General features: G+C 37.7%; 15 protein-coding genes and 1 tRNA gene. 6 read left to right on the forward strand and 10 right to left on the reverse strand.

The window, feature by feature from the left end:
- Positions 1-282: 282 nt before the first annotated feature.
- A complete protein-coding gene (aceE, locus tag ABXT41_RS02430) occupies positions 283-2,931 on the forward strand; it encodes a pyruvate dehydrogenase (acetyl-transferring), homodimeric type (RefSeq protein WP_415391245.1) in 2,649 nt (882 codons plus the stop codon).
- 60 nt (positions 2,932-2,991) lie between these two features.
- Entirely contained in the window at positions 2,992-4,311 is a 1,320-nt protein-coding gene (locus tag ABXT41_RS02435; RefSeq protein WP_415391246.1) for a 2-oxo acid dehydrogenase subunit E2, read from the forward strand.
- 33 nt (positions 4,312-4,344) lie between these two features.
- Here the strand turns inward: ABXT41_RS02435 and ABXT41_RS02440 are convergent, their stop codons facing one another.
- Together ABXT41_RS02440 and ABXT41_RS02445 are read right to left on the reverse strand one after the other, a co-directional pair.
- Positions 4,345-4,554 carry a hypothetical protein gene (locus ABXT41_RS02440; RefSeq protein WP_415391247.1) on the reverse strand — a complete coding sequence of 70 codons (210 nt, stop codon included), beginning with the start codon at positions 4,552-4,554 and terminating at the stop codon, positions 4,345-4,347.
- A gap of 68 nt (positions 4,555-4,622) precedes the next feature.
- Positions 4,623-4,814: a hypothetical protein gene (locus ABXT41_RS02445; protein ID WP_415391248.1), complete on the reverse strand. Its 192-nt coding sequence runs from the start codon at positions 4,812-4,814 to the stop codon at positions 4,623-4,625.
- 875 nt (positions 4,815-5,689) lie between these two features.
- Here ABXT41_RS02445 and ABXT41_RS02450 point away from each other — a divergent pair.
- From ABXT41_RS02450 to ABXT41_RS02465, 4 genes are all read left to right on the forward strand, one after another.
- Entirely contained in the window at positions 5,690-7,267 is a 1,578-nt protein-coding gene (locus ABXT41_RS02450; RefSeq protein WP_415391249.1) for a hypothetical protein, read from the forward strand.
- 313 nt (positions 7,268-7,580) lie between these two features.
- Positions 7,581-8,327, forward strand: coding sequence for an FkbM family methyltransferase (locus ABXT41_RS02455; RefSeq protein WP_415391250.1), 747 nt, complete (start codon positions 7,581-7,583; stop codon positions 8,325-8,327).
- A gap of 396 nt (positions 8,328-8,723) precedes the next feature.
- On the forward strand, positions 8,724-8,924 hold the full coding sequence (locus ABXT41_RS02460; RefSeq protein ID WP_415391251.1) for a hypothetical protein: 201 nt from the start codon (positions 8,724-8,726) through the stop codon (positions 8,922-8,924).
- Positions 8,925-9,305: 381 nt separating this feature from the next.
- The gene (locus tag ABXT41_RS02465; RefSeq protein WP_415391252.1) at positions 9,306-9,701 is read left to right on the forward strand and encodes a surface-adhesin E family protein; all 396 of its coding nucleotides are present in this window, start codon (positions 9,306-9,308) and stop codon (positions 9,699-9,701) included.
- A gap of 245 nt (positions 9,702-9,946) precedes the next feature.
- Here ABXT41_RS02465 and ABXT41_RS02470 read toward each other — a convergent pair whose 3' ends face one another.
- The 8 genes from ABXT41_RS02470 to ABXT41_RS02505 form a co-directional block, all read right to left on the reverse strand.
- The gene (locus ABXT41_RS02470) at positions 9,947-10,510 is read right to left on the reverse strand and encodes a demethoxyubiquinone hydroxylase family protein (RefSeq protein ID WP_415391253.1); all 564 of its coding nucleotides are present in this window, start codon (positions 10,508-10,510) and stop codon (positions 9,947-9,949) included.
- 28 nt (positions 10,511-10,538) lie between these two features.
- Entirely contained in the window at positions 10,539-12,059 is a 1,521-nt protein-coding gene (locus ABXT41_RS02475; protein WP_415391440.1) for an FAD-binding domain-containing protein, read from the reverse strand.
- A 521-nt stretch (positions 12,060-12,580) separates the two neighbouring features.
- A complete protein-coding gene (locus ABXT41_RS02480) occupies positions 12,581-13,534 on the reverse strand; it encodes a hypothetical protein (protein ID WP_415391254.1) in 954 nt (317 codons plus the stop codon).
- A gap of 400 nt (positions 13,535-13,934) precedes the next feature.
- A tRNA-Thr gene (locus tag ABXT41_RS02485) sits at positions 13,935-14,006 on the reverse strand.
- Positions 14,007-14,226: 220 nt separating this feature from the next.
- Positions 14,227-14,562 (reverse strand): hypothetical protein, encoded by a 336-nt coding sequence (locus tag ABXT41_RS02490; RefSeq protein ID WP_415391255.1) that lies wholly within the window; start codon positions 14,560-14,562, stop codon positions 14,227-14,229.
- Positions 14,563-15,158: 596 nt separating this feature from the next.
- Positions 15,159-15,599, reverse strand: coding sequence for a ferritin-like domain-containing protein (locus tag ABXT41_RS02495; RefSeq protein WP_415391256.1), 441 nt, complete (start codon positions 15,597-15,599; stop codon positions 15,159-15,161).
- Positions 15,600-16,145: 546 nt separating this feature from the next.
- Entirely contained in the window at positions 16,146-16,829 is a 684-nt protein-coding gene (locus ABXT41_RS02500) for a class I SAM-dependent methyltransferase (protein ID WP_415391257.1), read from the reverse strand.
- A gap of 447 nt (positions 16,830-17,276) precedes the next feature.
- Positions 17,277-18,851, reverse strand: a complete 1,575-nt coding sequence (locus ABXT41_RS02505) for a hypothetical protein (protein WP_415391258.1) — start codon at positions 18,849-18,851, stop codon at positions 17,277-17,279.
- Between the last annotated feature and the right edge of the window lie 106 nt (positions 18,852-18,957).

Consider the following 18,957-nt stretch of genomic DNA (forward strand, 5'->3'; position numbering starts at 1 on the left):
GCATAAATAAAAAAACTGCTGATATGTGGCGCCCTAAGCTTTTTTTCAGGAAGATCATGATAGCAGAGTAGCACTTCGAAAAGCCTCCAGTAGTATTGGGGGCTTTTCTATAATCTTTTCATAAAAAAATTAATTAGATGAAATAATTTTTCGACGGCGGGCGGATCCATATCTACCTCTTCTGATGTGCCTGCCTATGGTACATAAGGAAGTGTTGCGCGCTACGACAAATAGAGAGTAAGATTGTCTTGTATCACCTTTTTGGTAACTGATGGGTGAAATATGACCCACGATGTAGACCCTTTTGAAACGCAAGAGTGGCTCGAAGCCTTCGACTCGGTATACAAAGTCCACGGCGAAGACAGGGTAGCCTTTCTGCTCAACGAACTTCAGGCTCATGCTAGCAGCCAGAGCATAAAGCTGCCATCTTCGATTACCACTCCATTTCACAATACTATTAGTCCTCCGCGTGAAAAGCGTATGCCTGGCGACCTTCTTATGGAGCGCCGTATTCGTTCGCTAGTGCGATGGAATGCTTTGGTGATGGTGATGCGCGCCAATAAAAAGAGCGAAGGTATCGGCGGCCATATTGCCACTTTTGCCTCTGCGGCGACCCTCTATGATGTTGGCTTTAACTATTTCTTTCACGGTGCTGATGGCGACGATCTCGGTGACCTTATTTTCTTTCAGGGCCACAGTTCTCCTGGCATGTATGCGCGATCATTTCTAGAGGGCCGCATTAGTGAAGCGCAAATGGATAACTTCCGTCGTGAGGTTGGCGGCGGCGGATTGTCTTCTTATCCGCACCCTTGGTTAATGCCTGAATACTGGCAGTTTCCAACAGTTTCTATGGGTCTTGGCCCCATTCAAGCGATCTATCAGGCCCATATCATGCGCTACCTTTCGGCGCGCGGCATAGTCGCACGCCGTGATCGCAAGGTCTGGGCATTTTTGGGCGACGGCGAATGTGATGAGCCTGAAAGCTTAGGTGCTATTTCATTAGCAGGGCGCGAGCAACTTGAAAATCTAATTTTTGTTGTCAACTGCAATTTGCAAAGGCTCGATGGGCCGGTAAGAGGTAATGGTAAAATTATCCAAGAACTTGAAGGGATTTTTCGTGGTGCTGGCTGGAACGTGATTAAAGTTATATGGGGGCGTCACTGGGATGAACTGCTAGAAAAAGATAAAAGCGGTCTGCTGATTAGACGCATGAATGAGGTCTGTGATGGTGAGTTACAGAATTACAGATTTAATGGCGGCGCCTACACTCGCGAACACTTCTTCGGCAAGTATTCTGAGTTACTTGAGTTGGTGAAAGATATGACCGACGAGCAAATTATGTACCTTAATCGCGGCGGCCATGACCCCTATAAAGTTTATGCAGCCTATGCTGAAGCTGTTGCTCATAAGAATCAACCGACAGTTATTTTGGCGCACACAGTGAAAGGTTACGGGTTAGGAAGTGCCGATGAAGCCGCTAATAATACGCATTCGATAAAAAAACTCGATTTAGATAGTCTACGCGGTTTTCGTGATCGTTTTGGTATTCCGATACCAGAAAAACAGCTAGAGAATGCTCCCTACTATCGTCCCGATAAAAACAGCCCAGAGCTCAAATACTTACGCAGCTGCCGCAGGGAGCTAGGGGGCCCTCTGCCTTCGAGGAAGTCTGGCTTTAAGGCTATGGATGTACCAACACTAAAGGCATTCAAAAAGCAGTTAGAAGGCAGCGGTGAGCGTGAAGTTTCAACCACCATGGTGCTTATGCAGATCCTTTCGGTATTAATTAAAGACAAAACCATCGGTAGTTTTGTGGTACCAATTGTACCAGATGAGGCGCGCACTTTTGGTATGGAAGGTATGTTCCGCCAGCTGGGCATATATACATCTTCTGGACAGAAGTATGTACCACATGATCATCAGCAGATCATGTATTACAAAGAAGATAAAAAAGGCGTCATTCTTGAAGAGGGCATAAATGAAGCGGGTGCCATGTCAGCCTGGTTGGCTCTAGCGACTGCTTACAGTACAAGCAGTCGCCCGATGATTCCTTTTTATATTTTCTATTCGATGTTTGGTTTTCAGCGTGTTGGTGACTTGATATGGGCGGCTGGAGACAGTCAGGCGCGAGGCTTCCTTATTGGCGCCACGGCTGGTAGAACCACACTGAATGGTGAAGGATTGCAGCATCAGGATGGCCATAGCCATATTCTTGCCAACACTGTGCCAAACTGTAAAAGCTATGATGCATCCTATAGTTATGAGCTGACGGTTGTTATTCAAGATGGTGTTAGGCGCATGTACAAAAATAAAGAAAACTGCTTCTACTACTTGACCACCATGAATGAAAATTACAGTCAGCCAGTCATGCCAGAGGGCGCTGAAGAAGGTATTGTCAGGGGTATGTATTCGTTTTTCAGGGGCGCCGATACTGAGCTAAAAGTACAGTTGATGGGATCTGGAGCTATTCTCAATGAAGTGCGCGAAGCGGCAACGATTCTACGCGAGTCTTTCTCTGTTGAGTCAGATATTTGGAGCTTAACCAGCGTTAATGAGCTGACTCGCGATGGCCAGAAAATCGATCGATGGAATTTACTGCATCCTGAGAGTAAGCCTAAAAAATCCTACATAACAGAACAGATGGAGGGTAGCGTTGGACCCGTCGTTATTGCCACTGACTACATGAAGAATCATGCGGAGCAGTTACGTAAATATATCCAATTTCCACTCTATGTACTTGGCACAGATGGCTTTGGTCGCAGTGATAGCCGCGCTACGTTGCGTAATTTCTTTGAGGTTGACCGCTACTTTATAGTACTGGCAGGACTGAAAATGCTAGCTGACGAAGGAAAAATAAAAACTTCGATACTTGCTAAAGCGATGAAAAAATTTGGGATTGACCCAGAAAAACCGAATCCACTGTATGTTTAAGCGTGGGTGCACCAGCAGTGTGTCACTAAACGCCAATCTCTGACTAATAGAGGAATCAATGTGCCAATACAAATAGTGATGGTGCCAGATCTCGGTGGGGCTGAGACAGTTGAGGTAATTGACCTGGGTCTCGCCTCTGGCGATGTTGTTGCCTTAGAAGATTCACTTTTGGTACTCGAGTCTGATAAGGCGGCCATGGACATGCCTAGTCCTGTGGCTGGTGTGTTTAAAAAATACCTTGTTACCGAAGGTGCGATAGTGCACGTCGGTGATGCTATTGCTGAGATTGATATGGCGAAAGAAACGCCAGCTGATGCTGAGAATCCGCCTGAAGAGAAAGCGATTGAAGCGTCCTCTTCGGTGGTGATGGCAAAAAATAAACCCGAAGCAGTCATGGAGAAAGCATCTATACCAGTGTCAACTGTACAGCGGTTTGAGATGGCGGACTTCGAATTAGGTTCTGGGAAAACTATAGCGACTGATATTTATGCTGGTCCGGTCGCGCGTAAATTCGCTCGTGAATTAGGTGTATCGTTAATTGAGGTTATTGGAACCGGATCTAGGGGGCGTATTTTAAAAGACGATATCAATAACTTCGTCAAGAAAGTAATGAAAGACAGGGTATCGACAACAGAAAAGGTATCAGGCGACATAGGAATATCGCCAGCACCCATTGTTGACTTTAGTCAGTTTGGTGTCATTAAAACAATCAAAATGAGCAAGATTCAAAAGTTAACCGCGGCTAATATGCAGCGCAACTGGAGGAGCATCCCGCATGTCACCCAATTAGATGAGGCTGATATCACCGAGCTAGAAGTATTTCGAAAATCACTCAAAGTCAAGCAAGAAAAGCGCGTTACACTAGTGGCTTTTTTAATTAAAGCGATAGGCTCGTTACTTCAGTCGAACCCAGAATTCAATCGTTCTCTTGCAGTAGACGGCAAGCACTTTATACAAAAGCATTATATCCATATCGGTATGGCTGTCGATACGCCACGCGGACTAGTTGTGCCAGTGATTCGCGATGTTGATGAAAAGGATATCTGGGATATCTCCGTAGATGTTGCAATGCTGGCTAATAAAGCTCGCGATGGAAAGCTAAGCCCTGCAGAAATGAAGGGCGGTTGCTTTACTCTGTCTAGCTTAGGCGCTATTGGTGGTAATGGATTCACTCCCATTATTAATGCCCCAGAAATTGGTATTCTGGGTGTTTCGAAATCACAAATGAAATCAACATGGGATGGTAGTGTGTTTGTACCGCGCCTTATGTTACCGCTAGCGTTGTCCTATGATCATCGCGCCATTAACGGCGCAGAGGCCGGTCGTTTTCTGGTGCATCTAATTAAATTACTTGGCGATGTTGATTACTTTTCATCTTAAGAAAAATAGCTACAGAGAAGTAATGGTATTAAATTAAAATGAGGATAATACATATTTTATAAATACTAAGGCCAAGCCAGAAGTGGCGATAGCTAGAAGGGGGACAAGCAAAGGTGTGGTGCTTTCTGTTTCTACACCAGTGCTATTTTCTTTTTTGCTTCTATAAACCACTACAGCTGCTCCCATCAAGATGAGCGCCGCAATGGCGAGGAAAATATACACTCCTATATCAAAATAACCCACTGCTTACCCCTCTTCATAGTATTAACCCCCATGCTCTATTTCTGCTTTTCTTGGTGAGGGTAGGTAGATTAGCGGATGGCAAGAGCAATCCAGTTTATTAGATACAATATGGCGAAAAAAGCACAACCGGTCCGCCACAGAACAAGTTTTTTTTTCAGCGCAGGCAACTCTTCGCTGGCTTTATACGCATTGCTATCTGCATTAATCATTCCAATTAACTCTGCTTTTGTTTTTTTCATTAATTCTTTTTCTGAGTGCATTTCGTTGCCTCCTTAGTATTTTTTCGCATTGCTTGTTGTAGATATTTTTTGCTAGAAATATTTTCTCAGATTTTGTAAAACAGAAAGTGCGGGTTGTTGTGGTCTTCGAAAAATTTTTAGTGTCACCTAGGCTTATCTTTTTTCTTTTATTTCTTACCCCTAAAGATAGCTATATAGATTAAATAAATAGTGAGTGGTAATGAGCATATAAGCCAGGGTGTAAAGTCTTGCTGATCATTCAGCACCGATAGAACCAAGCCAGCCAGAGAAAGTATGCTAAAAATAAAGATTACTAACTTTTTATCTAGATAGTCATTTAATAAGAAACACAAGATACCAACAGCAGTAATTCCAATCAAAGCATAAAGTAAAAGTACCATATTTTTTATCGACGCAGCTGTCGACTCCTAGTAATTGTAAAAAATTTATCAAGGACATCCATTTTTCTTTTTACAAATGAGATCGTCATATGATCGCTATCCTCTAATTAATAAAATAGGTGAAGATGGGTTTATTGTAATTTCCTTGGCTAGTGGAGAGAAGTTCTAGGAGCCACTAGCAGGCTACATTCAACAGGCATGAGTAATATATTAGCTATTATACTACTGCTTTATTATAAGTTCTCCAGAAGCCAAACATCTTTGTCTATACTCACTACCTACTTTTTATAACAATCATACAAAGTAGTTAAGCTAGGAAGCACTTATGTATCATGCATATAGTATTTTACCCATACGCACTCAGGTTAACAAACATATAGGCGGACTTATCATCGTGTCATTAAATTGTTAAGATAAAGAGTAAATATCATTAATTATCCAAATCATAGAGAAAATTTGGTGCTTTTGATCTCGATTTATCAGGATAATTTAGAAATGCATAATACTGACAACCAACCATCTTATCTTAGTGTTATTCAAATTCGAATTTGCACAGCTTTTGCAAGCCTCCTGATTTCGCTATTCGTAATTCTTTTTGATGACATAATCAATCAAGATGGGATTCTATATATAAAGGCAGCTGAGTTATTTTTAGTTGAAGGCATTCAATCCTCTGTAGCACTTTATAATTGGCCGACATATTCAATTATCATCGCGTATTTTCACCAGCTAACATCTATATCTTTGGAGTCTTCTGCACTCATTATAAATAGTTTTTTCTTTGTGTTGCTAACCGATGCGCTGGTTCTGATATGCCGACTTATTATGTCGACACATAGACAATTAGCAATTGCCGCTCTTTTGATCACCTGCTTTATGCCGCTTAATGAATATCGTGACTATATATTTCGCGATAGCGGTTACTGGGCTTTTACAAGCCTTGCTCTTTATCAATTTATGCTTTTCCTTAAGTCGCCAAATTTAAAAAATGCATCGCTTTGGCAAATTTTTATGATAGCTGCTATTTTTTTTCGAATAGAAGGTAGCGTTATATTATTCGCTCTTCCTTTGTTTTTGCTGCTGATTAAAACGAAAAAAAACTTCATAGCTTTCAAGGAAATTTTACTGACTTCCTATCTATCGATAATAGGTGTGCTTGCGATTTTGATAGTTCTACTAAGCCAGCTTGATGTCGTAGCTGCATATTCGAAATTTGATGGAGCACCTATTTCAACTTACATTGACTTAAGTTTTTATACTGAAAAGCTAACTCACGCTACAGGTATTATAGAAAGTCAAATTTTAAACAAATACTCCAAGGACTATGCCACTTTTATTTTTTTAACTGGCATGTTCTTGATGCTAATTTTGAAATTATTTGAAGGGTTTTCACTTAGCTACATTATAGTTTACTTTATGGCTGCCTCTAAGGGTGATCATACTTCTGCGAAATTATATCAACAGTTATTCATATATTTTTTTCTGGTCAATATATTGATATTGATTTTTTTCTTATATAAGGAATACTTTGTTACCTCTAGATATTTAGTTATGGCGCTAATTGGCTTATTTCTACTTCTTGCTCACCGTTTGGTATTAGGTATTGAGTTTTTATGGCTTGAAAAGAAAATTCTACCTCTGTCTATTGTTGCTCTATGTCTTTTTTATAACTTAATTGATACTTTGACGATGTCACATCGTAAGTCTTATATTAAGGATATCGCAGTTTGGTCTGCACAGAACGTCCCAAGTAAAAGTCTTTTGATGACAGACAATATTTATATTGAATATTATTTTGACACTAAAGAATCATCTTCGATAATATGTCGGAAAAATATCGAAACTATCGTCAACCTAGAGAAAGAAAATGGCGAAAAAATTAATACCTGCGCTTCAAATTCTTTAACAAATACTTTAACCAGCTATCTTCATTTTGATTATATTATTCTTGTCGAAAAAAAATATAGCGAAACTATTAAGGAGTCCATGAAGAAGCTCAGGCTTGAAAAAATTCATCATACTAGAGACAGAAAAGGCAACAGAGCAAATATTTATAAGGTTATAAAAATGTAACTGTATAGTTTTTAATTGCTTGTCCATTTTAATGAAAGTATAAAGAATTTTACGCAATACAAAAAATTGATATCGAATATCTTTAAGGAATAAATGAAAATACTGAAAAACGTCGCATTATCGAAATGGCTTGGGTGGATGCTCAAGCCATATTCCCCTCCCGCTTAAATAATTATTCCATAAACCTTTAGCTCATTCCAAGAAACTCCTCTCATAACCGCCCAAACTTTTAAAAGCTGAAATTAGGAAATCTTTAGTTTTAGGATTATTATTTTAAAAAATCAAGGAAGGATTAAGAAATGGATTCTAAGCAATGAAGTTACTAAGCAAGCTATACCGTCTTTGGTATGGAGGATTCAGGCGTAATGTTTTTCGAATCATTGATAGGGATGGGCTGAAATACCTCCTAAACTATAGGAATAGCGTTGACCGCAAGATTATTACTGAAGTCGGCTACGAAAAAGAACAGCTCGATTATTTTTTGAATCTAATCAATAAGGCTGGATGTACGATATTTTTTGATGTTGGAGCTAACATTGGATTGTATTCACTTAATGTTTCCAGCCTGCAGTCCATTGAAAAGATTATTGCTTTTGAGCCAGTATCTTCGAATGTTTGCCAGTTGAGCGCAAACTTATTGCTAAATAATCTTCATAATTTTGTTGAAGTCAAAATGATTGGACTAAGTGATGAAATTGGCGAAGTCGCTTTTATGGAAAATACAGGGAACAGCACTGGACGCTCACGAATTAAAGCGACTGATTTTTCTGCTAATGTTCAATCTAATAAAAAACAATTTAAAGAGACTAAAATTCATGTTGATAGGCTAGATAACATTATCGAAGCAGTAGTGGGCAGCTTTATCGCAATTAAAATAGATATTGAGGGACATGAACTTCAGGCTTTGCATGGTATGCGAGATATGCTTCGTAACAACAAATGTATTCTACAGGTTGAGTCTTATAATCCAGCACCTATTATTAGTTTCCTTGAATCTCTAGGCTACCCTCTAATTAATAAAATAGGTGAAGATGGGTACTATTGTAATTTCCCTGACTAGTGAAGAGAAGCTCTAAGAGCCACTAATAGCCTACATTTAACAGGTATGGTTAATGTATTAGTTGTTGTTGCTATTACTACCTTATTATAAGTTTCTTAGAAGCCAAATATCTTTGTCTATATTCACTACCCTTCTTTGTTTAGTGTCTTGCTCTTGATAACTGACTGGTGCTACCACTTCTTTATTTATTTAACATGTTTCAAGGGGGGCGGGGGAGGGCTTATGGTTTGCTGCTTGTATATAGTAACCACTCAATCTTTTAAAAGCTGAAATTGAAAACCCCTTCACTTGAACGCGCACACTGCCGGTCTTTTAAATGAATAGCCGGTATAATTAGCAAAAATTTATTCTTGTAGGTTAAGATATAAATACAATAAAAAAACAAAGGACTAAGATATGAAAAAATTAACAGTAGCATTTTTTATTTTGATGTTAAGTGCAATGACAAATGTTTATGCCAGCCATTGTGGTGGAAATCATGCCGCTGATAAAGTGCATGCCGCTGATAAAGATCAAAAGGCACATGATGACCATGATGACCATGATGACCATGATGACCATGATGACCATGATAAAAAAGATGGGCAAGATAAATAAAATCTAAATAAAAATACAAGATCTAATTAATTAATCCTATATATTTTAATAGCTTCAAAATAATACGCTAATATCTTTAGTTGCATTAATCTTTAAGTAATTAATTAAGGAGAAATTCTGTGGGAATAGGCCTATATTTTCTCTGTGTGGTCGGCTGTTATTATTGGCAAATGAAAGGATTCAAGCTTGAGTATGAGGCCTGGCAGAGTAACGATAGAGAAGAATACTCTAAGTTAGAGGTAGACTATTATCTTAAAAGGTTTGAAACCGAAAGACGTCAAATGTGGTTATGGAGTTTCGTAGGCGGGGCTTATTTATGGGCCCCGTTTATTTACTTATTCTCAGACCTTTCAAATAGAAAATAAAAAGTGATCGTGCGAAATGAAAACACTACTTACACTATTACTACTAGTGCTCACATTGGTGTTTCCATCACTTTCTTTTAGTGAATGGACCAAAGTGGCTAAAATTACTGATGGAACTGATTACTATGTCGATTTTGAAAGCATTAAAAAACAAGGTGGACATTCTTACTTTTGGACTTTGTCTGATAGCCCGGAAGCATGCATGCATGGCCATTTGTCTGGAAAAACTCATAAAAAAGTTGATTGCATGTTAATGCGTTATCAGGATTTGAGCTTTATTAACTATAAAGAACCTATGGGTCTTGGGTCTGAGGATAGAGAGAATAATTACAGTCCTAAAAACCAAGAATGGGAATATCCTCAATCTAACTCATCATCAGAAGCAATTCTAAAAGCAATCTGTGGTGAGTGATATAAATCTAAACTAAAGCTCAGACCCTTATATGTGCGGCGTAGAATCTAAAGGCTGCCTTAACTAGCAAAGAGAATCTCCAAGAACCACATCTGTAAGTAGTGTTATCTTTGATTGATGCGTATGGCGGTAGTTTTTGCATTTCTGTGGCGACATTAAAATTTACTGAAGCAATAAAAGAAATTAGCGATCAATCGGCCTGAAATCTAGTATCAGCCACCATAATTTTTTTTACATTTAAAAAATCAAATCTTTTTCGCAACTTTAACCGCAACTGCAGATCCGAACTCTACAATTGAAAACCATATTCTTGCGATACTTGAAAACTTTAGACCAGCAATCTGTTTTTCCGCATCTTTTTGATGAGCGATCTCATCAAAACAACATTTTTGAAGAACATATAAAAGTGCAGAGTAACGTTCATTTCCTGTGAGGTAATTTATTTGTTCTTCATAGTGTTTTCTTACAAATGTTTCCACTGCGTTAATAGTAATACAAAAGGTTTTATGGCCTAATAAGGATGGAAAAAATCCAAGCAAAAATCCCATAATCTTCCATAAAATTAACAGCTTACTTCTTTCTGAGTCGCCAACAAGATGCTGCATAATAATGAGATGTTTAATTTCAGATTTTTCATGATTTAGTGCCATTTGGTAAATTTTTTTTGACCAAAATACACACTTCGCACCTTTATAAATCCATACGGCACCGGTTTCACCTGCATGGTTAGATCTCATCCATGGGATTAGCTCTTTCGGTATAATTATATTTTTTGCTTTAAACTCTTTGAGTACATCGTTAGATTTCATTATAGATTTATGACCCTGATCTTTTTTGCTAAAAAGGCATTTCTTGTTGTAAGTTTTTTTGGATGGATAAGTTTCCCTTGTTTTTTTTTATTTTAGTTATATGGTATTTATTTTTTCTACTTCCATGTTTTTTTAAGATGTCTTTGGAAACCTCTTTGTGCATGCTGCTATATCTTAACGTATAGATATTTTTTGCAGCTGCTTCTCTCGCATATCTTTCGTTGATAATAGGCAATGGGTATTCATTTACCGATATTGGACTATCCCATGGCTTATGAATATATTTAGCATCAAGAGCGGATAACTCGGGAACCCATTTACGAATAAACTTTCCTTCTGGATCATGATCTATGCCTTGCTTGATTGGATTATATATACGAATACTGTTAATTCCAGTCGTACCTGATTGCATTTGGATTTGGCTATAATGTATTCCTGGTTCATAGTCTGTGAAAAGCCTAGCTAGATAAATTGCTGGCTCTTGCCAATGTAGCCATAGATGGTAACTAGCAAAGCTGATTAACATTGCTCTCATGCGAAAGTTTAGCCAACCGGTTGAAATGAGTGCTCTCATGCAAGCATCCACCATTGGAAACCCAGTTCGACCAATTTTCCAAGCTTCAAAGTATGTCCGATTAATAGGGTCTTGTCTTAGTGTGTTGTAAACTGAGTGCATGTTTTCATATTCAATTCGTGGTTCATCCTCAAGCTTTTGTATAAAATGACAATGCCAACGAAGCCTGCTAGAAAAAGTACGCAACGATCTTCCCCATAAATCATTACTTTTTACTGAAGCACCTACACGGGCTTTTTTTTCTGCTTCAGTTTTTTGAAAAACCTCACGTATTGAAATAGTTCCAAAAGCAAGATGGGTCGATAATCTTGAGCAGTTATCGAAAGCTGTAACTGGCGAAGACATATGTTTTGTATAGTTGCACCCTCTTTCAGAAAAAAAACTATTCAGCATTTTTAATGCTTCTGAGCGACCACCTTTTTGTATAACCGAACAGTTATCATCTTTAAGTCTTAGTTCTTTTGCACTTGGAGTGTCATCGGAATTATATATATGATTTCGAAGTTTCCTTGGTTCACTATAAATGGGCTCCTGCATCTTGGCATACCAATTCTTTGACCATCCATTACGGTTTTTTAGGCTTCTAACTACTCCATTTTGTGTTGGTTGATTCCATTTTATTGAATTTTGAGAAGCCCATTTCTTGATTTTTCGATCACGCTGATATGTCCAGTCATTCCAAGTTTCTTGATGAGACCAAAGAGTATCAATTTGATGGTTCTCGTGAATTTGATGTAAAATTTCTACAGCGGCACCTGTTTTTATGACTAGATTTTGTCCAATTTTTTGGAGTGCTGTCTTTAGTTCAACCAGACAATCGCAAAGAAACACGTAATGACGGTGACTTAAATCAGCCTGATGCCACAATTCAGGCTCGAATATATAAATCGGTAAGATAGCTCCAACCTTGCTAGCCTCATAAAGCGCCTCATTATCATAGATTCGAATATCCCTTTTAAACCATACTACTTGCATCAAATGATCAGCCTATCAATACATAAAGTTAAAATCATATAGCTGTAATTAATAAATATTTTGCAAGATATATGAGTTATATGAACAATAAAGTCTTAATTATATAATTAACTGTTTAAATATACAGTAAATTATAAAAAAAAGATAAAAATGGAGTAGCTGGTATCAAGGCTATGTACCTTATAGAAATTATTATCAAATAAAGGCTGCGGTTAAATTAAAATTTTTAATAAGCAGTGATCTGCAAGAAACATTTTATAAATTCTTCAAGATGTCCAAGTGGTTTTTTACTTGAATGCAATAACAGGCAAAATGACTTTGTTTTTATAGTCACTTATGGAGCATCTCAAGGAAGACATAGTTTTGATGAGGGAATAACTGAAGAAGGTTTTGTTGCTTGGCAGTCACAGCCAAGCAACAACTTTAAAGATAAAAGAATCCAACAGTTAATTGTTCATAATGAGCTCACTAATAATATATATTTATTTCTTAGAGATAATAAAAAATCTGACTATGAATATTTAGTGCTTCGTTACTAAAATCGCCTCAGGAGGATTTATCGCTGGTGCTACCGCAAAAGCTATAGCTCCACTATTATCACCAAGTGAAATTTCAAAAGCATTGGTAGTCTTAAAAGATAAATCAAAGGTTGAAGTCGATTTAACAATTAGCGGTGATGAATAATTAATCACCCACCTGATACGACTTGCATTTTCACAATCGGTTGCATCGGTATTATCAGCCTTCAGTAACCTTCCACCAACAGTGCCATTTGATGTTGTCCCTTCACTAGTCGCAGAAAACGAAGCATCACACCCATCAAATGAAGCAATAATTGTATTTGAGGGGACAGGATCTTCATTACCAGCATCACCACACTCCCATGACATCCCGAGGCGGGTATTAGTATTTGACAAGCTTCCATATAGATCATGAACATAGCCTGCGCTTCCTAAGGTCCCAGTGTTTGCTATGATTTTACTAACTGTCCAGCAAGTTTTTCCTTGACCCGTTCTACCTCTCAAATCATTTGCAAACTGTTGAGTATGCGTAATCGAAATTTTATTAGAAACAATCGCAACCATATAATTGTAATCGCCTGCAGGGACATCAATAGATCCTGTGTTCAAAACTGTTTTAGCAGGTGGCGCTATCGTGTGATCTAATCCTGCTGATAAATCAGCATCACCCAGATCGGCGCAAGTTGAATAATCTCCAGAAATCGGGTTCGATTTACAAATAGCAAGTTTAAAAAATGTTAGGCCATATTCATCAGGATCTTCTTCGCAACTAGTTTGATTGGTCTGACCATTATTTGTAACAATGTAACTATTCCCACCGCTACCATTAGCAATTACGCCATTATCATTGAGGCCGTCAGCACCAGTCCTACTGCAAGTTGCTTGTACTTGAGATGTCCAAGCGATAGACAACATTAAAAAAAGCGATAAAGGGCATAATTTATTGAAACTCACACTAAAAACCTCTTGCGACAACCCTAAAGGGTAAATCAATGATTAAACTGACCTCATTGTAATGAGTGACTTAAAGAAATAAAAGACATACAAGACATATATTATTGCAGCATGCGTTGTTATTGGTGGGGAAGCTCTAAGATCCACTACTAGTATACATTTAACAGGTATGGGTAATGTATTAGTTGTCGTCGTCGTCGTTACTATTACTACCTCATTATAAGTTTCTTAGAAACCAAATAGCGTTGTCTATACTCACTACCCTTCCTTGTTTAGTGCCTTACTCTAGACAACCAATTGACTCCCACTCTTCTTTATTTTAATGAACATGTTTCAAGGGGGCGGGGGGGGTCTAAACTGCTTTGTTCATATATCGCAGGGAAAGCTTTTTGGTGTCAAATGGTGTGGCTGACGGGACTCGAACCCGCGACCCCTTTACAAGATTGTGCTCTACCAACTGAGCTACAGCCACCATTGCTTGATTTTGATGCGCTAAAAAAGTAGGTAAAAATACTGCATACGCCGCTAAACAGATTGAGAAGAACTACTTATAGAAGAAAAGGTTATCTAAAAAATGGTTTGGTTCATAAATAAAAGCACACCTTAAATAATAAAAAATCTATAAATATAAAAAGCACTTGTACCTATTTAATCCTTTCAGTAATTCAATTAATAAAGTTCCGTCTAAAGCCCTACTTTTCGATCGGCACTACTATAAATTGTCCGCCCATTTCAATCAGTTGAAGCGAGCACTCTAAGTCTTCATAGTCAGGAACTTGACCAGGCAAGCCTGATACAATTTTCCTGCCCTTTGCTCGGAGCTCTATTGCAGCTTTTCGTTGCTCCATATTTGTTGAAAATGGCACAAATATTTTCTTTGCTGCAGTTCTATTGATCTTTCTTATACGGGCTCTTTGTTTTTCAAGATCTTCTCTTCCCGCATCTGAACCTATTGGCATCAGTAAATTTACAAATGGCTGGTCTTTTATTTTTGCTCTGCGTGTTTGTTGGTTGATTTTTTGTGTCATCTTTAAAACCTCTTGTGCTCAGTTTTTTTGAGCAATTGATTTATAGTCGCGCAAATTGCTCTGTACGCTATTTCCAGAACTATACCCTATTTTAATACAAATGATAATGATAATAGTTATCATTATCATTTGTATTAAAAGGATTGCATGATAGAGAGATTACGGAAAAAAGCAGTTGGTTTGACTGGCAAAGAGAATCTCTAAGAATTAGTAGTAGTAAACATTTAACAGGGAGACTCTAGCTGTTGTGGCTTCTGCACTAGAAGGAACATAAGTAAGATTAATGAAATTAAAATTGCCAGTCAATCTGAAGAGTTAGCTTTGGATGGCTTGCTATTGAACCTTCAAATGGCCCCAAAAGCTATATTCCCTTGAAGGGCTCAAAGAATACGCAAGCTCACGAACCTGAAAAAAAAAGATTAAAAGATGAAACTATTCACAGCAAAAATCCTTACTTTATTGCTAATAACTTCTATTTTACAGTCATTTAAACCCAATGCTGACATTGGGTTTAAATTCCATCTTTGGTAAAGAATATACAATTGTAGTCTAAAATTTAGGTTATCCTTAGAGATTGAATCATTTAAGATCTCTTTTTACCCAAAATCTTTCAGCATTGCTTTTAGTTCTAGTGCATGCTGCTCCTCTTGTCCTATTAGGCCACGCACATATTCCTCTAGATAAATAGATCTATCTGCAACATTCCCTAAAAATTTCTTATAAAGCTCAAGTGCACCCTGCTCATGAGCCAAGCTTTCTTCAAGGATGTCTTTTATTGAGTGTTTGTGAGTTTCTTTGATCTCCGCAATACGTTGACTGGGGTGGCCATCTAATCCAACGATTAATTCTCCGGCATGTTGTGCGTGCTCTAAAGATTCAGAGGCCTGATCTTTCAAAAAAGTAACAATTGGTAGTCTGTATGGTCCACTTACCATCATGGCAGAGTGGGTATATCTCACGACTCCTGCTAACTCATACTCCATTATTTCATTTAGAATGTTGCATACAGCATCTGAATTTATTTCCTTCATCTCCATAAAAACCTCTATCTCTATTTGGTGGCTTAAATTTTCTTATGTGTTGCTTGAAGTTATTATAAGTGGTTTAAGGGTTGATTTTCTACTACATATAATTTCACTGATTTGGATGTAAGTCATGTATTAATTGGCGTCCCGAAGAGGATTCGAACCTCTGACCTGCCCCTTAGGAGGGAGACGTATCTAGTATTTAATCCTTTTTATACCTCACTGATAACAGCCTGTAGACCAATATATACCTATGTTTTAGCTTATTCCTTATACACCTACCTTATATCTACTGCGTATTATCAGATGTATTTCACTGCACAGAGATTGCACAGAGAATTTCTCGTACTTATAAATATTCTTGAACAACAGGACAGGGGGCGGGGGAGGGCTTATGGTTTGCTGCTTGTATATAGTACCCACCCGTATACAAAATAGCTGGATTTGAAAAACCAACAAACATAAAAATGCCCGAAAATATCCGGGCACTCTGGGGATTATCTAATAGCAGTAGGTGTTAAAACGCCACTTGCCAGCTTAACGATCCACTCACATCTGCTAAGTGACTCCAGCCTCCGACTTCAAGCGGCTTTCCAGTTCAGAACTCCAGTAGGCAATACCTCCGATGAAATCATCGCGAGTCGCTATGGCATCTAGCTCTAATTCATTTTCAAGATATTTTCTTACATCCATATACTTAGATTTAGGGTTGGCATCGTGCCACAGAATCACTCCTGCCTCATTTAAAATAGTCCTAGCAAAAATAGTATCCAGTGCAACCCCTTTACCGGAATGGTCGCCATCAATCAGAACCGCATCAAACCGACCGTATTTTTTTATAAAAGACTCTGTTTTTAGAGCATGAGAGTTTCCGTATATTTGTGTAAACCGAGAACGATGCTTGTCTTGGACTTCAGATCCAATTAATTTTTTAGGCAGATCAGAATTATTGAATATTGCACTGAATATTTTCCACCAAGGATTTTTATAGGCTATCGAAACCACTTCGCAATCGGAGTTTAAATTTAGAAAAAAATCCGAAGTAAGCCCTTTATATGTACCAATTTCAAAAATTCGCTTAGGCTTGTGATGAAGTACAACCGCACCAAGGGCTTTGTAGTCATTAGTGTGTGTCATACCTATAGCTTTTTCACCGTACTCTGTTGACAGTTGTATGCCTGATTCCGTCTCATTTTTACTTAAACCCAAAAAGGCAAAGAAATCATCGATTCTGGTTAACATCTATAGTTCTCTCCTTGAGCGGGATTTAAATAAAATTTAGAGTGAGCGCTGTCTGAGAATTATAACCATAATTTATAGTTAAAGAAGTTATAACTGCAATGAAATAACTTTCACGCGGATGTTAGACAGGTTGAAATAACTTATTTGGCTGAACATGGACTTAAACCCAAAGGCTGGTTTGATTAGATAAGAACAAGGATTAATACGAAATGAAAACACTAATCACACCACTACTACTTATCTTCAGCAGTAGCACCTCTCTACAAGCTATGTAATCATTGGCTTACAGCTGTATAGGTAATGGGTTAATGGTTGCTGCTGCTTCTGCTTCTTATTGTTACTACTACTTAAACCATTAAAAAAAAGAGAGATTAGCTGTTAATAGTAGATATTGTTTCTATATATAACTTACTTCTTCTATTAATTATTAATATTAACCAACAGCAGTTAGTTGTTTGATGATGTATCTGCTTCTTCTTGTTCTAACTTAGTAAGCCTCATATGTTCTTCTGCTGACTTAGATAACGTTAGATAAAGATTAGGTTGTACTAGAGCTATATCCATATAGCCTTTAAGACAGTTAATACCACTAATCCTCCACTCTTCGTGTTCATGTAAGCGTTGTTCATATTCTTTAGTTATTTTGTCTATACTCATTATATTTGTAAAAGAAACATTAGACTCTGGGTCTCCATCTCTTATCTTTTCTACTTCGTCTAAACCTTGATGTTCTTGAGTGATGTTAATTTTACAACCAACAGCATCACTTACTGCTTTATTCATTGCTTCTTTAAGTTCTATGGATTTCTCACAATGAATGATGAAAGAGTCATGTACCGATAGAATAGGGATGCCTCTTTCAGTGAAGTAATTAACAACAGCCATTGCTATTTCACCATCTAAACGCATTAACTCAACACCTTTATCTTTACAGATACTATCTTTGATTAAAGGATGCTGGGTACAGAATGCATCTAGTAGTTCTTTAAGCTGAATATTCTTTAGCTTTCTCTCTTTTGTCGTTTTAGCCTTATCTCTAAATGCATTAAATGCTTTAGTTTCTTCTTTTGCATTAATTGTGTTGAGCATTAGGCGTTTAACCACTGCTCTCTGTTCTACTTTATTAAAGCCTGCTAGCTTATAATCCAGTGTATAAGGGTCTGCTGGTGGTTGTTCTCCCTGTAATCCAAATAGTAGAGAGATATGTAGACCAGAGTAATCTGCTTCTACTGTAGCCCCACCATCCATATAGATTTGAGAACGCCATTGAGAACCTATTTGTTGCCAGAAGCCTCCATGAAGTCTGCCACCCAGTTCAAACGAGCCTCTATAAAATATCCTCTTAACCAATTTATTCAGATGAGAGACTTTAATTAACTTATCTTTGTGGATTATATAAGGCTTAGTTAGTGTTGGTATATCTATGTGGGTGTGATGAAGTAGGTCGTTGTAGCTCCTCATATACTGCCTCATCTGCTTAGTAGCAGTGGTGTCTTCGTATTCGTGAAGTATCTTCTTCTTCGTTTTCGTGCCTTTAACTTTGATTGTTTCTTGTAATACCACGAGCTCACTATGGATAAATCTAGGCACGATGTCCTTAAACTGACACAGGTTTAATGCTTCAAACTCCTTTATCAAGATACTGGTAGCTCTGATTCTTGTAGTCTTACCAGATTGTTCAGACCCTTTAAGTAGTTCAATCAAGCCTTTCTTGTGCATCTTTCTAACAATAGGGATTATTTTCCTACTGATGAATAACTGACTGTATCTAGAACCTTGCTTATATTCGTTAGGTGACATTGATAAACCAACTGCTAGTGTTTCATCTTCTAACCAAACAACATAAAGATTAAGCACGACTAACTTAAACATCTTCTTGTATTTGGTGCTGTTAGTATTATTGAGTTGGTCGTGTTTGAAATTCTCTTCCCATAGCTCATCACAAAGAGAGGATAATCCCTGATGCTCTGACCAGAGATAAACATCTAATAATCTTGAGTGTTTTCTATCAATTTTATCCATACTTAAAACTATAATAACTTATTGTTTTTAAACGAATTAAAAGGTACTAAATGAACAAATAAAAGGACTTTTAATACCATCATAGCACTGCATCATAAAGTCCCTA

This window comes from Porticoccus sp. Uisw_050_02 (assembly GCF_047729555.1).
Taxonomy (GTDB): domain Bacteria; phylum Pseudomonadota; class Gammaproteobacteria; order Pseudomonadales; family Porticoccaceae; genus Porticoccus.

Coding starts and splice junctions, on each gene's coding strand:
- ABXT41_RS02455 (WP_415391250.1), top strand. CDS start 7,581: ATGAAGTTACTAAGCAAGCTATACCGTCTTTGGTATGGAGGATTCAGG.
- ABXT41_RS02460 (WP_415391251.1), top strand. CDS start 8,724: ATGAAAAAATTAACAGTAGCATTTTTTATTTTGATGTTAAGTGCAATG.
- ABXT41_RS02465 (WP_415391252.1), top strand. CDS start 9,306: ATGAAAACACTACTTACACTATTACTACTAGTGCTCACATTGGTGTTT.
- ABXT41_RS02445 (WP_415391248.1), bottom strand. CDS start 4,814: ATGCACTCAGAAAAAGAATTAATGAAAAAAACAAAAGCAGAGTTAATT.
- aceE (WP_415391245.1), top strand. CDS start 283: ATGACCCACGATGTAGACCCTTTTGAAACGCAAGAGTGGCTCGAAGCC.
- ABXT41_RS02505 (WP_415391258.1), bottom strand. CDS start 18,851: ATGGATAAAATTGATAGAAAACACTCAAGATTATTAGATGTTTATCTC.
- ABXT41_RS02495 (WP_415391256.1), bottom strand. CDS start 15,599: ATGGAGATGAAGGAAATAAATTCAGATGCTGTATGCAACATTCTAAAT.
- ABXT41_RS02450 (WP_415391249.1), top strand. CDS start 5,690: ATGCATAATACTGACAACCAACCATCTTATCTTAGTGTTATTCAAATT.
- ABXT41_RS02500 (WP_415391257.1), bottom strand. CDS start 16,829: ATGTTAACCAGAATCGATGATTTCTTTGCCTTTTTGGGTTTAAGTAAA.
- ABXT41_RS02470 (WP_415391253.1), bottom strand. CDS start 10,510: ATGAAATCTAACGATGTACTCAAAGAGTTTAAAGCAAAAAATATAATT.
- ABXT41_RS02475 (WP_415391440.1), bottom strand. CDS start 12,059: ATGCAAGTAGTATGGTTTAAAAGGGATATTCGAATCTATGATAATGAG.
- ABXT41_RS02490 (WP_415391255.1), bottom strand. CDS start 14,562: ATGACACAAAAAATCAACCAACAAACACGCAGAGCAAAAATAAAAGAC.